Consider the following 12,969-nt stretch of genomic DNA (forward strand, 5'->3'; position numbering starts at 1 on the left):
TCCCCACTCCGCTCGCCGCCGCCAGCGGGCTCCGCAGCACTGCGCCTGATTGGCTGCGCGCTCATGTCAGGTCCACGCAGACGTTGGTCAACTCGGAATAGAAATCCAGGGAGTGCACGCCACCCTCACGCCCGATCCCGGACGCCTTCACCCCACCGAACGGCGTCCGCAAATCCCGCAGGAACCACGTGTTCACCCACACGATCCCCGCATCCAACCCCATACCGGCCCGGTGCGCCCGACCCACATCCCGCGTCCACACCGCCGCCGCCAACCCGTACTCCGTGCCATTGGCCAACGCGAACGCCTCGTCCTCGTCATCGAAGGGGGCGACGTGCACCACCGGGCCGAAAATCTCCTCGGTATTGGTCCGCGCATCCGCACCCAACCCCGTCAACACCGTCGGCTGCACATACGCACCACCATCACGCGCATCACCGAAACGCGGCACACCGCCCCCGGCCAACACCTGCGCGCCCTCACCACGGGCCAGGTCGTAATAACCGAGCACCTTCTCCCGATGCTGATGCGAGATCAACGGCATGTTCACCGTCGCCTCGTCCGCCGGCCATCCGAACGACAGCGCGGCAGCCCGCTCAGCCAACCGGGCCGTGAACTCCTCGAACACCGGCCGCTGCACATAGATCCGCTCCGTGCACAGACACACCTGACCACCATTGGTGAAACTCGACCGCACCGAACCCGCCACCGCCGCGTCCAGATCCGCGTCCGCGAACACCAGCCCCGCGTTCTTCCCACCCAACTCGAAGGAGACCGCCTTAACACCTTCGGCCGCCGCCCGCATGATGGTGCTCCCGGTCGACGACTCACCCGTGAACGTGATCGCATCCACCCCCGGATGACGGGTCAAAAACTCCCCCGCCGAATCCGGACCGAACCCGTGCACCAGATTGAACACACCCTCCGGCACCCCGGCGGCGGCCATCACCTCCGCCAGCAGCGTCGCCGAAGCGGGCGTCTCCTCACTGGGCTTCACGATCACGGCATTACCGCACGCCAGCGCGGGAGCGACCTTCCACGTGAGCAGCAACAGCGGCAGGTTCCACGGCACGATCACCGCCACCACACCCACCGGCTTACGCACCGCGTAGTTCAGTGCCCGGCCGCCGGTCGGGGTGACCGTGGTGAAGGACTCGGTCGGCGCGGTCGCCACGATCTCCGCGAAGGCGCGGAAGTTCGCCGCACCACGCGGAATGTCCAGAGTGCGCGCCTGCGAGATCGACTTGCCGGTGTCGGCGACCTCGGCGGTGACCAGGTCGTCGAAACGACGCTCCAGCTCGTCGGCGACCCGACGCAGCACCTCGGCGCGTTCGCGCTCCCCCATCCGACCCCACGGCCCCCGCAACGCCGCCCGTGCGGCGGCGACCGCGTCGTCCACACACCCCTGGTCGGCCTCCACCACCTCGAAGACCGGCTCACCCGTCACCGGGCTGCGCTTGACGAACCGCCGCCCACCCTCGACGAACTCACCACCGACGAAATTGCGCAGGAGCGGCGGGCCGTCGGGCGCCGTCCCGGCCATCAGCCGCGGATCCCAGGGGACGGTCATCGACGCCTCCCTCGGCTGATCGTGAGGCCGACCGCGCCGGCCAGCAGCGCCGCGGCCCCGGCGGCCACCGCCCCGAGCAGGCGGTGCTGCCGGCGGACCCGGCGACGCACCTCGGCGTACGGGGTGGTCGAGAAGGACACCAGCTCGTAGCGGGAGACGTACCGGCCCGGCAGCACCCGCTCCAGCGCGTGCTCGACCTTCCGGCCGGCCTGGAACAGCGGCGAGGCGACCTTGTCCCGCATCTCCACGAAGTTCGCCAGCGCCATCTGCGCGATGGCCTCGGCGTTGGCCTGCCGGCGCTGCTGGAAGAGCGGCAGCGCCTCGGACCAGTCGTCGGCGCACTCGTCCAGGCAGCGGTCCAGCTCGACGACGTCCTCGAAGGCGCAGTTCGCGCCCTGGCCGTAGAACGGGACGATCGCGTGCGCCGCGTCGCCGAGCAGGCCGACCTTCCCGTACGCCTGCCAGGGGGTGCAGCGGACGGTGCCAAGCACGCCCACGGGGTTGTGCTGGTAGTCGTCGACGAGGCCCGGGGCGAGCGGCGGCAGGTCCGGGTAGTGCTCGGCGAAGTGCCGCTCGATGGCCGCCGGGCTGCCCAGCGAGGCGAAGCTGGCGGTGCCGTGGGTGGGCCAGAAGAGCGTGCAGGTGAAGGAGCGGTCCGGGTTCGGCAGCGCGATCATCATCGAGGTGCCGCGCGGCCAGATGTGCAGCGCCTCCGGGTCGAGGGCGAAGTCCCCGCCCAACGGCGGGATCGTCAGCTCCTTGTAGCCGTAGTCGAGGAAGTCCACGCTCTCGGTCAGCAGCCCGTACGCCAGCAGCTGCCCGCGCACCGCGGAGCCGGCGCCGTCGGCGCCGAGGACGACCGACGCGGTGGCCGCGACCGTGCCCTGCGGGGTCTCGAAGGTCATCTCGCCGCTGGTCGGGTCGAGCCCGACGAGCCGGTGGTCGAAGGCGACCCGCACCCCGGGCAGGCTGGTGGCCGCGTCGAGCAGGGCGTTGTTCAACGCGCCCCGGCTGATCGAGTTGATCGCCCGGTCGCCGGCGGCGCTGTACGACTGGAACTGCGCCTCGCCGTCGACGGGGTGGATCATCCGGCCGCGCATCGGCAGCCCGTCGGCCAGCACCTGCTTGTCGAGGCCGATCCGGCGCAGCGCGTCGAGGCCCCGCTCGGAGAGCGCCAGGTTGATGGAGCGTCCCCGCTCCACGGTGCCGGTGCGCGGGTCGGGCCGCCGCTCGTAGAGCGCCACCGGGTAGCCGCGCCGGGCCAGGAAGCAGGCCAGCAGGCAGCCGGCGAGGCCCGCGCCGACGACCGCGATCTCGTTGCGTTCCTCGATCATGCGTTGTTCACCTCCACCGTGGCGGCCAGCGCGTCGGCGACCCGCCAGCAGTCGTGGAACGTGGAATAGAGCGGCACCGGGGCGAACCGGATGATGTCCGGCTCCCGGGCGTCGGCGATCACGCCGTGCTCGTGCCGCAGCCGCTTGGCCAGCCCGGCCGCGCTGCCCGCGCCGATGCGCACGGAGAGCTGGCAGCCGCGCCGCTCCGGCTCGCGCGGAGTGACCACGGTCAGCGGGCGGTTCGCGGTCACCTCGTCCAGCAGCCCCGCCAGGTAGCCGGTGAGCCGGAGGCTGCGCTCACGCAGCGCGGGCATCCCGACGGAGTCGAAGAGCTCCAGCGAGGTCCGCACCGGGCCCATCGCGAAGATCGGCGGGTTGGAGATCTGCCACGCCTCGACGGTGGCCGGCGGCCGGGAGACCGGGGTCATCTCGAACCGGGTGGCCGCCTCGGTGCTCCACCAGCCCTCGAAGCGGGGCAGGTCGGGGTCGCCGAGGTGCCGCTCGTGCACGAAGACGCCGGCCAGCGCGCCGGGGCCGGAGTTCAGGTACTTGTAGGAGCACCAGGCGGCGAAGTCGACGTCCCAGTCGTGCAGGGCGAGCGGGACGTTGCCGGCGGCGTGCGCGAGGTCCCAGCCGACCACGGCCCCCGCCGCGCGGCCGGCGGCCGTGATGGCCGGGATGTCCATCAGCTCACCGGTGAGGTAGTTGACCCCGCCGAGCAGCACCAGCGCCACCGTGTCGCCCTCGGCGGCCAGGTAGGCGGTCACGTCCTCGGTGCGCAGGGTGTCCTCGCCGGCGCGCGGGCGCAGCCGGACGACGGTGGTGTCCGGGTCGAGGCCGTGGAAGCGGGCCTGGCTGCGCACGGCGTAGCTGTCCGAGGGGAAGGTGCTGTCCTCGATGACGATCCGGGTGCGCGCACCGGCCGGCCGGTAGAAGCTGACCATCAGCAGGTGCAGGTTGACCGTCAGGGAGTTCATCACCACGACCTCCGCCGGGGCGGCGCCGACCAGTCGCGCGGCCGGCGCCGTCAGCAGCTCGTGGTACGGCAGCCAGGGGCGCTCGCCCTCCAGGTGGCCCTCGACGCCGAGGCGGCTCCACGCGTCCAGGTCGGCGGTGAGCTCGTCGCGGGTGGCCCGGGGTTGCAGGCCGAGGGAGTTGCCGGCCAGGTAGGCGGCCTCGGGGTACCGGCCGCCGTCGGCCGGCGGCACATGGAACAGGTGGCGGTGCCCGGGATCGGCGGCGTCGAGGCGGCGCGCCTCGGCCTCACCGGCGACGAAACCGGACGGATCGGATGCGGGGGTGGTCATGGGGTCGTCTCGCTCTCGGGTCACATCGCTGTCCGGGCCGACCACAGCTCGGGGAAGACCACCCGGGCCATGCTCCGCTGCAACCACGCCAGTCCGGCGGAGCCGCCGCTGCCCACCTTGGCGCCCATTGTGCGCTGCACCGCCTTGACGTGGTGCTGCCGCCAGTCGCCGAACTGCTCGGCCACCTCGGTCAGGGCCTCGCCCAGCATCCGCAGGTGGTTCTCCGGCCCGGGCTCGGCGTAGATGCGCACCCAGGCGGCCTCCACGGCGGCGTGCGGCTGGTGCTCGGCGTTGACGTCCCGGTCGAGCAGGTCGGCCGGCAGGTCGTGGCCGTGGCGGGCCAGCAGGGCGACCACGTCGTCCCAGACGCTCGGCGCCGCCAGGGTGGCGCGCAACTCGGCGTAGACGTCGGTCTGCCGCCGGAACGGCCGGATCAGCGTCTCGTCGCGGAGGCCGAGCAGGAACTCCAGGTGGCGGTACATCGCCGACTGGAAGCCGGAGCCCTCACCCAACAGGTTGCGGAACCGGTTGAAGTCGGCCGGGGTCATCCAGCGCAGCCCGTTCCAGGCCGCGTTCAGCCCCTCCAGGTGCAGCGCGGCGCGGCGCAGCGGGGCCAGCGCGTCCCACACCCGGTCGGCCCGCAGCAGCCGCTGCGTCTCGCGCAGCTCGTGGCAGGTCAGCTTGAAGTACAGCTCCATGATCTGGCTGACCATCAGGAAGGACATCTCGCCGGGGTCGTCGCTCAGCGGCTGCTGCAACTGGTGCAGGGTGCTGGCGTGCACGTACGCGTCGTACGGCACCCGCTCGGCGAACTCCAGCGTCGGTTCGCCGCCGTTGCGGGCCGCGCGGGCCGCGCGCTGCCGCGGGGTCACCGGGCGCACCGCCGCCTTGGCGGGTACGCGCACGTCCGTCTGCTCCACCCGTGGCCTCCCTCTGCTCCGTCCCGGGACGGCCGACGGTCGGCCGTTTTCGGGATGTCGACATGATCTCTCGGCGGAACCCCCGGATGGAATGCCGGATCAACGGCACTCACCCCGTCTGACCTGCGACGCAGAAGGCATGAGCCGGATTCGGCTTCGAGAAAGTAAGGTCGCCTCATGGACGACATGGACTGGGCGCTGCTGAAGGAACTGCAGGCCGACGCACGTCTCTCCTTCAGCGAACTCTCCCGACGGGTGCACCTGTCGCCGCCGGCCGTCGCCGAGCGGGTGCGCCGGCTGGAGGAGTCCGGGGTGATCACCGGCTACCACGCCCACGTCGACCTGACCCGGGCCGGCCGCACCGTGGTCGCGTTGATCCGGATGTCCTGTTACGGGGCGCGGTGCATCCTGCACGACCCGGACGTGGCGGGCTGGCCCGAGATCCTGGAGATCCACCGGATCACCGGCGACGCGTGCAGCATGCTCAAGGTGGCCGCCGGGTCGATCGGCGACTTCGAAGGCGTCATCGACCGGCTCGCCCCGTACGGCCAGCCGTCCAGCACGATGGTGCTCTCCACCCCGCTGGAATGGCAGCCCGTCACCCCGCTGCCCCCCGCCGACCGGCAGCGCTGACCCGCCCCGGGTTTGCCCCCCGGCCAGCGGGAAAGCAGGCCCCTGTTGCCCGGGGAGGATTCCGGTGATCGTCACCGGAAGGGGGGATCATGCCGGTGCTCACAGCGTTCCAACGTGCCCTGACCCGTGCTCTGACCGTCTTGGGGCTGGTCGGGGCCTTCGTCCTGACGACTCTCGCACCCGCCTGGGCGGGTGAGAACACCTTCGTCGAGGTGGTGCCCAACAGCGCGCAGGCCGGCACCCGGGTCAGCATCCGGGCCGGTTGCGACAACGCCAACAACCGCCAGGCCGACGTGCACTCCGACGCCTTCGGGCGGGTGATGCTGCGGCCGGACAACGGCTTCCTGACCGGCCAGGTCACCATCCCGGGCAGCAAGGAGCCCGGCGACTACCCGGTGGACCTGCGCTGCGACAACGGCAAGACCGCGACCACCACGCTCACGGTGCTGAACATGGAGCAGCCGAGCAAGGGCCCGGCCACCGGGGGCGGCGGCACCGCCGGCGCCTCGGGCACCGGCTCGATGCTGATGATCGGGGGCCTCGCGGTCGTGGCCTTGGCCGTGGGCTTCGGCTTCTTCGGCAACCGCCGCCGGACCGGGTCCGGTTCCTGACCCGCCGTCGCCATGGCCGGCTCCCTGAGGCGTACCAGGCGATCGGATCCGGGCCGGGTCCGGGCGACCACCCGGCGGGCGCTGCGGGCGTCCCGCCGGGCGGCGGCCGCGACCGCCCGCCGGCTGCGCCGGGTGGCCGGGGAGGCGGTGTCGGCGAGCGTCGCCACGACCGATCCGGCCGCCGGTCCGCTGCCCGCCCGGCCCCGGTACCGCCGGATGCCGGCCGGCCGTCGCCGGCTGGCCCCGGGGCGGGGGCCTGGCCTGCCGGTCCTGGTGATCGGGACGTTGATGGCGTTGATCGTCACGATGCTCGGCGTGGAGCGGATCGCCGGCGTGAGCGTGCTGCCGGAGCGGTTCCTCGCGGGGCTGCGGCCCGCCCCGAAGAAGTTCCCGGTGCTGCCCGCCAGCCGGCCCGTCGGCATCGCCATCGACCCGATCGACGTCCGGGCGCCCGTGCACGGCGTCGGCATCGCCCCCGACGGCAGCATCGCGGTGCCGGACGCCGCCCGCGCCCAGGAGGCCGGCTGGTACGACCAGGGGCCGACCCCCGGGCAGTACGGCCCGGCGGTGATCGTCGGGCACGTCGACACGACCAGCGGGCCGGCGGTCTTCCACAGACTGCGGGACCTGGACGACGGCGACCGGATCGAGGTCGCCCGGCAGGACCGCTCGGTGGCCGTCTTCGAGGTGGACTCCGTCGAGCGCTTCGACAAGGACCGGCTGCCGGTGGACGAGGTCTTCGGCGACTTCGACCGCCCCCGGCTGCGCCTGATCACCTGCGGCGGGCGCTGGGTGGGCGGGCAGACCGGGTACGCCGACAACGTGGTGGTCTTCGCGTCGCTGGTCCGGGCCCGCACGACGTGACCGGCCCGCCCGCACGCCGCGTCGTGCGGGCGCGGGCGATGGGTCAGGCGGCCTCGGGCTCCCGGCTCAGGCGGCCTTCGGGCTCGCGCAGGTCGAGCCAGTCGGACCAGCGGGGGTCCGGCGCCCGGTGGCCGAGCACCCGCCAGGCGGTGCCCTTCGGGGCCGCCGGCAGTGCGTGCAGCCGCCAGCCCAGCTCGGCCGGCGTCTTGTCGCCCTTGGTGTGGTTGCACCGGGCGCAGGCCGCGACGACGTTCTCCCAGGCGTGCCGGCCGCCCCGGCTGCGCGGGAAGACGTGGTCGATGGTCTCGGCGGGCCCCCGGCAGTAGGCGCACCGCCAGCCGTCCCGGGCGAAGATGGCGCGGCGGGAGAGCCCGACGTGGGTGCGGTAGGGCACGCGTACGAAGCGGGTGAGGCGGACGACCGACGGCACCGGCAGCGCGTCTCTGGCGCTGTGCAGGATGCCGTCGCCGTCGGCGACGCAGACCGCCTTGGCGGAGAGCACGAGAATGGCGGCGCGGCGCACCGACACGACACACAGCGGCTCGTAGGTGGCGTTGAGGACCAGCGCACCGGAGCCCACCGTGGGTCGTATGTCAGGCATCGCGTTCACCCTCCCGGTTCAGCGGCCCCCTGCTCGCCACCGCCGACCGGAAACGGGCGCAGTCGCCCACCACGGCCGACGCCGGCCGGATCACCGACGTCCGTGCGCCCATCGTCCCTGATCGGCTCCCGGATTGCACGCACTAATGTCGGAAGCCGGCCAGGCATCACCCGGAAACGGGCAGACCTGGCCTCTGAGCAGGGCGGGACCCCTCAGCGCCTCTCGACGTTTTCACACCCGTTTCTTGGCCCAGTTGTGCCGAACTTGTGCTCGATGATCATGCGGACGCATCGAGCTTTATAACTTGATCAACGCACCTCAAGATCGCTTTCGCCGCCGGTGCCTCAGGACCGAATCGGCACGCGCCACCCCGGGGGCCGGGTCACGACGCGGAGGGTCGGGGGGTCGGGGCCGCGCCGGGTGCGGTACGAAGACAGCGTGACCGCTGCCAGCCTGACGCTGCCCGCCCTGCCCGCCGTCGAGGCGCCGGACCCGGCTCCGTCGCCGACCTGCCTGGACGACGCCCTCTGCAAGAGCGTCTACGACATGACCGGCTCGGTGTGGTTCGCCGAGGGCAGCTACTGGATCCTGCTCAAGCCGCTGCGGATCGTGCTGATCCTGCTGCTGGCGGTCGCCGCCCGGTGGCTGGTGCACCGCACGATCCGCCGGCTGGTGCGCACCACCACCGACGCTGGCGTGCCGACCATGCTGCGTCCACTGCGCGAGCGGATCCCCACCGCCGCCGCCGAGCCCGGCGAGTTCGTTCCGGAGCGGCGCCGGCAGCGGGCCGAGGCGATCGGTTCGGTGCTGCGCAGCCTGAGCACCGCGTTCATCTTCGGCATCGCGCTGCTGATGGTCCTCAAGGAGTTCAGCTTCGACCTGGCCCCGCTGCTGGCCAGCGCCGGCATCGCGGGCGTGGCCCTCGGCTTCGGCGCGCAGAGCCTGGTCAAGGACCTGATCGCCGGCCTGTTCATGCTGATCGAGGACCAGTACGGCGTCGGCGACACCGTGGACCTCGGCGAGGCGACCGGCGTGGTGGAGTCGGTCGGGCTGCGGGTCACCACCGTCCGCGACGGGCGGGGCGTGCTCTGGTACATCCGCAACGGCGAGATCGTCCGGGTGGGCAACAAGAGCCAGGGATGGGCCCTGGTGGTGGTCGACCTCCCGATCGGCTTCGCCGGTACGGAGGAGGCCACTGCCGTGCTGCGTACCGCCGCCGCCTCGGTGGCGATCGACCCCGACCTGGCGCCGGAGATCGTCGAGGCGCCGGAGGTGCTGGGCGTCGAGCAGATGACGGTCGACGGCGCGGTGATCCGTACGGTGGTCAAGACGACCGCGGACGGGCAGTTCGCCGTCGGCCGGGAGCTGCGTCGCCGGCTCGCCGAGGCGCTGGAGAACTCCGGCATCACCGCGAAGATCGCCGCCGCCCGGTTCTACCCCGGCATGCCGGTCCCCACCCCCGGCGAGACCGGGCAGGGCGGCGCCACCTGAGGCGCCCAGAACGCCGGGCGGCGGGGGTCGCGAGCCGGGTGGCCCCTCGGGTATCGTCCGTTCGTTCAGTCGGAGATGCGACGATCAACCCCTTCGCCCTAGCCACTCGTCGGACGATCGGGCAAAATCCGGTGCAACGCGCTCCCCCGGAGCGTGATCACGTCCTCGCTGATCCGTGGATCTGACGACGGTTCCCGGGCCGTCCATCACGAGTGGCCTGCTCAGGGGAACGATGGAGGCGACGGTGCCTGACGAGCGACCATCCCCGGAAGGGCCCGCAACCTTCCGCGAGGTGTTCGCCAACCGCGAATACGGCGCCGTCTTCACGGCCAGCGCGCTCTCCTGGATCGGCGACTACATCGCCAAGGCCGCGGTCACCCTGCTGGTCTACGAGGAGACCCGGTCCGTCGCGCTCTCGGCCGCCGCCTTCGCGGTGAGCTACCTGCCCTGGCTGGTCGGCGGCCCCCTGCTCGCCACGCTGGCGGAGCGGCACCGCTACCGGCAGGTCATGGTGATCTGCGACCTCGTCCGGATGGTGCTGATGGTGTGCATCGCCATCCCCGGCGTGCCCGTCCCGATGATCCTGGCCCTGCTCTTCGCCACCACGCTGGCCAACCCACCGAGCCAGGCCGCCAAGTCGGCGCTGATCCCCCTGGTCCTCACCGGGGACCGCCTGGTGGTCGGGCTGTCGATGATCAGCAGCGTCGGCCAGGCCGCCCAGGTCGTCGGCTACCTGGCGGGCGCGGCCATCGCCGCCTTCAACCCGACCACCGCGCTCCTGGTCAACGCGGCGACGTTCGCCCTGTCGGCCGCGCTGGTCCGCTTCGGCGTGGCCGACCGACCGACGGCGATGACCGCCGCACACCGCAGCCACCTGCTGCGGGAGACCGCGCAGGGCTTCCAGATCGTGTTCGGCACCCCGGTGCTGCGGGCCATCGCCGTGCTGGTCTTCGCCGCCATGCTCTTCTCCGTGGTGCCGGAGGGCCTCGCCGCCGCCTGGGCGAGCGAGCACGCCGGCCAGCTGGACGCCGGCGCCGCCCAGGCAATCATCATGGCGGCCAACCCCGTCGGCTTCATCCTCGGCGGCCTCGTCGTCAGCCGGGCGTTCGGGCCGGACCGCCGGCTGAGCCTGATGCGGCCGTTGGCGGTGCTCTCCCCGCTGGCCCTGGTGCCCGCCCTGCTCGACCCGCCGCCCCTGGTGGTGGCGCTGCTCGCCGCGGCCTGCGGGTTCGCCGTCGCCGGCATGCTGCCGGTGGCCAACGGGCTCTTCGTCCGGGCGCTGCCCGACGGCTTCCGGGCCCGCGCCTTCGGCGTGATGGCGACCGGCGTCCAGGTCATCCAGGGCATGGCCGTCCTGGTCACCGGGTTGCTGGCCGAGCGATACTCCATCCCGCTCGTGGTCGGGGTGTGGAGCGCCGTCGGGGTGCTGCTGATGACGCTCGCCGCCCTGCGCTGGCCGAGCCGGTCGACGATCGACGCGGCGATCGAGGCGGCCCAGCAGGCGGGCGGAGCGGCCCCCCGGCAGGCAGCCGGTCCCGCCGCCCCGGAAGGCACGCAGGGGCGGCCCGCGGAGGAGCGGCCCGGCGGGTCGGCGCCCCGCTGGGCGGTCGCCCCGGCGAGGCGGGACGGCGGCGGCACGCGGTGACCCGACCCACAGCCGGCACCCCCCGCTCGCCCGACGGGGCACCTGGCAGGATGGAACGGTGAATGCCGCAGGTGAGTCCGACCGTCCCGGTGCGTCGATGACCCTCTTCGAAGCGGTCGGCGGCGAGCCCACTTTCCGCAAGCTGGTGGACGAGTTCTACGCCGGGGTCGCCGACGACCCGCTGCTGCGCCCCATGTATCCGGAGGAGGACCTGGGCCCGGCCGCGGACCGGTTGACCCTGTTCCTCATGCAGTACTGGGGCGGCCCCAACACGTACTCGGCGCAACGGGGGCACCCGCGACTGCGGATGCGCCACGCGCCCTACCGGATCGGCGCCGCCGAGCGGGACGCGTGGCTGCTCCACATGCGCCGCGCCGTGGACCGGCTCGACCTGCCGCCGGAGATCGCCACCGCGCTGTGGGACTACCTGGAGCGGGCCGCCTACTTCATGGTCAACGCGATGGAGGACCCGGCGGGGCCGGCCTGACCGGGCCGCCCCTCGGGTGCCCGGCGGGTGCCGGGCGGCCCGTCGGCGTTCGCCCGGGCACCGGATCGCCCGGCGGGCGTCCGGCGCCTCAGAGCAGGGCGCCCTCGTCGTGCAGCCAGTCCACGAAGCTGGTGGCGACCGCCGCACCGCAGTCGAGCATCTCGACCAGCAGCGCGTCGTGCGCCCCGGCACCGAACGGCACCTGCAACTCCGCGTAGATCGGCAACTGGCCGCGCTCGGTCGGGTCGCCGATGTAGGCCTTGCAGAAGCGGCGGGTGTGGTTCCACTCGTTGACCACGCGGTAGGCGCGGTCGGCCCAGTCCGGCGGCACCGTCGCGTGTGGACGGGCCCGCATCACCAGGATCTCGTCCTCCGGACCCTCCAGTGTGACCAGCACGGCGTGCCGCTCCCACATGGCCAGCAGGTTGCCGTCGCCGTCGGCCAGATAGCGCACGTCGAGCATGTCGAGTGCGTCGCAGACGCGGCGCAGGGTGACCGGCTCGACCGTGGCGGGCATGTCCGCGATCACGGCTCGCTCCGTCGGCGGGCAGTCGTCTCCCGGCTGACGGGGGGTCGGTGGTCCGACCCGGACGGTGCTCTCCACTGTGACCCCGCTCCGCCTTTCCGGGTCGCCGCCGCCGTTGGCGGGACCGGGGCGCCATGACCACCACGGCATCGCTCGCGCACCTCACTCCCCAGCGGATCCACTCGCCTACGGTGCGTTGGATCCGAGGATGGACGGTACCCGGACAGCCGGGTTGAAGCACCCCCCCAACGGCAGCCCCAGGACAGAAGAATGACCGAGGGTCAGCCGAACGGATGAATTCAGAGGGGCCGCACGGCAAGTTCGGTGGCCTTCTGCGACCATGCCGCTCCGTACGGTCCCACCAGGCCGACCCATCGGCCAGCCGTCCGCACCTGGACGTCGCCCCCGCCGACCGTCCCGGCGGACCCCTCGGCGGGTCCCAGGAAGCCCATCCGGACCAACCCCTGGACCATCCGCTGGGTCACCTCGACCGGCTCGCCCGGCGGGTCCTCCGGGGTGACCACCACGGGCACGTGGTCGAGCAACGCGTCCCGCAGCGCCCGCTGCCCCACCGCACGCCCGCCGACGCCGTGGGTGCTGGCGTCCCGCAGGGCTCCCGCCGCCGCCGACGCGATCCGCCGCAGCTCCACGCCCGGCAGCGTCTCCACCCGGCGGCTCGCCGCGGGCGGCAGCGGCCACCGCCACCGCTCGTCCCGCCGCGTCGGCAGGGCCGCGCCGCCCGCCGCCAACTCGGCCAGCAACTCGCGGGCCAGGACCGTGGCGTCGCCGGGGCCGTCGCCGGCCACCGTGCGGACGACCAGCACGCCCCACGGCAGACGCCCCCAGAGGGCCGTACGGCCCGTCGCGCCGGCCGACCTGAGCCGGACCGGCGCGTCGCCGTCCAGCCGGACGAGACGGGCCAGGAAGGCCCCCGCGTCGGCCACGTCGGCGATCCCGTGCCCGCCGGCGACCGTCCCGTC

The 12,969-nt window shown here is 73.0% G+C and carries 13 protein-coding genes; 6 read left to right on the forward strand and 7 right to left on the reverse strand.

What is annotated here, in order from left to right; translation table 11 throughout:
• Positions 1-61 precede the first annotated feature (61 nt).
• Genes EV374_RS24715 through EV374_RS24730 form a run of 4 tightly spaced genes read right to left on the reverse strand, consistent with a single transcriptional unit; the run spans position 62 to position 5,131 of the window.
• Positions 62-1,543, reverse strand: coding sequence for a 2-hydroxymuconic semialdehyde dehydrogenase (locus EV374_RS24715; RefSeq protein WP_132239473.1), 1,482 nt, complete (start codon positions 1,541-1,543; stop codon positions 62-64).
• A gap of 23 nt (positions 1,544-1,566) precedes the next feature.
• Positions 1,567-2,904, reverse strand: coding sequence for an FAD-dependent oxidoreductase (locus EV374_RS24720; RefSeq protein ID WP_132239311.1), 1,338 nt, complete (start codon positions 2,902-2,904; stop codon positions 1,567-1,569).
• Positions 2,901-4,211, reverse strand: a complete 1,311-nt coding sequence (gene kynU / locus EV374_RS24725) for a kynureninase (protein ID WP_132239313.1) — start codon at positions 4,209-4,211, stop codon at positions 2,901-2,903. Before kynU ends, EV374_RS24720 begins: the two co-directional genes overlap by 4 nt.
• A gap of 20 nt (positions 4,212-4,231) precedes the next feature.
• Positions 4,232-5,131, reverse strand: a complete 900-nt coding sequence (locus tag EV374_RS24730; protein ID WP_132239315.1) for a tryptophan 2,3-dioxygenase family protein — start codon at positions 5,129-5,131, stop codon at positions 4,232-4,234.
• 177 nt (positions 5,132-5,308) lie between these two features.
• Between EV374_RS24730 and EV374_RS24735 the strand changes: the two genes are divergently transcribed.
• From EV374_RS24735 to EV374_RS24745, 3 genes are all read left to right on the forward strand, one after another.
• A complete protein-coding gene (locus EV374_RS24735) occupies positions 5,309-5,764 on the forward strand; it encodes an Lrp/AsnC family transcriptional regulator (RefSeq protein ID WP_132239317.1) in 456 nt (151 codons plus the stop codon).
• Positions 5,765-5,853: 89 nt separating this feature from the next.
• A complete protein-coding gene (locus tag EV374_RS24740) occupies positions 5,854-6,375 on the forward strand; it encodes a hypothetical protein (RefSeq protein WP_132239319.1) in 522 nt (173 codons plus the stop codon).
• Between the two features lie 12 nt (positions 6,376-6,387).
• Positions 6,388-7,239, forward strand: coding sequence for a class F sortase (locus EV374_RS24745; RefSeq protein WP_132239321.1), 852 nt, complete (start codon positions 6,388-6,390; stop codon positions 7,237-7,239).
• A gap of 43 nt (positions 7,240-7,282) precedes the next feature.
• Here the strand turns inward: EV374_RS24745 and EV374_RS24750 are convergent, their stop codons facing one another.
• A complete protein-coding gene (locus EV374_RS24750) occupies positions 7,283-7,840 on the reverse strand; it encodes an HNH endonuclease (RefSeq protein ID WP_132239323.1) in 558 nt (185 codons plus the stop codon).
• Positions 7,841-8,278: 438 nt separating this feature from the next.
• Between EV374_RS24750 and EV374_RS24755 the strand changes: the two genes are divergently transcribed.
• The 3 genes from EV374_RS24755 (at position 8,279) to EV374_RS24765 (ending at position 11,463) form a co-directional block, all read left to right on the forward strand.
• Positions 8,279-9,331 (forward strand): mechanosensitive ion channel family protein, encoded by a 1,053-nt coding sequence (locus EV374_RS24755; protein ID WP_486485939.1) that lies wholly within the window; start codon positions 8,279-8,281, stop codon positions 9,329-9,331.
• Positions 9,332-9,563: 232 nt separating this feature from the next.
• Positions 9,564-10,976: an MFS transporter gene (locus tag EV374_RS24760; protein ID WP_132239325.1), complete on the forward strand. Its 1,413-nt coding sequence runs from the start codon at positions 9,564-9,566 to the stop codon at positions 10,974-10,976.
• 97 nt (positions 10,977-11,073) lie between these two features.
• Entirely contained in the window at positions 11,074-11,463 is a 390-nt protein-coding gene (locus EV374_RS24765; protein WP_192581484.1) for a globin, read from the forward strand.
• An 88-nt stretch (positions 11,464-11,551) separates the two neighbouring features.
• Here EV374_RS24765 and EV374_RS24770 read toward each other — a convergent pair whose 3' ends face one another.
• Together EV374_RS24770 and EV374_RS24775 are read right to left on the reverse strand one after the other, a co-directional pair.
• Positions 11,552-12,139: a type III secretion system chaperone family protein gene (locus EV374_RS24770; protein WP_088998782.1), complete on the reverse strand. Its 588-nt coding sequence runs from the start codon at positions 12,137-12,139 to the stop codon at positions 11,552-11,554.
• Positions 12,140-12,288: 149 nt separating this feature from the next.
• Positions 12,289-12,942: a DUF8185 domain-containing protein gene (locus tag EV374_RS24775; RefSeq protein ID WP_132239477.1), complete on the reverse strand. Its 654-nt coding sequence runs from the start codon at positions 12,940-12,942 to the stop codon at positions 12,289-12,291.
• Positions 12,943-12,969: the final 27 nt, after the last annotated feature.

This window comes from Micromonospora sp. CNZ303 (assembly GCF_004345505.1).

Coding starts and splice junctions, on each gene's coding strand:
- EV374_RS24715 (WP_132239473.1), bottom strand. CDS start 1,543: ATGGCCGGGACGGCGCCCGACGGCCCGCCGCTCCTGCGCAATTTCGTC.
- EV374_RS24765 (WP_192581484.1), top strand. CDS start 11,074: ATGACCCTCTTCGAAGCGGTCGGCGGCGAGCCCACTTTCCGCAAGCTG.
- EV374_RS24740 (WP_132239319.1), top strand. CDS start 5,854: ATGCCGGTGCTCACAGCGTTCCAACGTGCCCTGACCCGTGCTCTGACC.
- kynU (WP_132239313.1), bottom strand. CDS start 4,211: ATGACCACCCCCGCATCCGATCCGTCCGGTTTCGTCGCCGGTGAGGCC.
- EV374_RS24770 (WP_088998782.1), bottom strand. CDS start 12,139: ATGCCGTGGTGGTCATGGCGCCCCGGTCCCGCCAACGGCGGCGGCGAC.
- EV374_RS24720 (WP_132239311.1), bottom strand. CDS start 2,904: ATGATCGAGGAACGCAACGAGATCGCGGTCGTCGGCGCGGGCCTCGCC.
- EV374_RS24735 (WP_132239317.1), top strand. CDS start 5,309: ATGGACGACATGGACTGGGCGCTGCTGAAGGAACTGCAGGCCGACGCA.
- EV374_RS24745 (WP_132239321.1), top strand. CDS start 6,388: ATGGCCGGCTCCCTGAGGCGTACCAGGCGATCGGATCCGGGCCGGGTC.
- EV374_RS24760 (WP_132239325.1), top strand. CDS start 9,564: ATGGAGGCGACGGTGCCTGACGAGCGACCATCCCCGGAAGGGCCCGCA.
- EV374_RS24750 (WP_132239323.1), bottom strand. CDS start 7,840: ATGCCTGACATACGACCCACGGTGGGCTCCGGTGCGCTGGTCCTCAAC.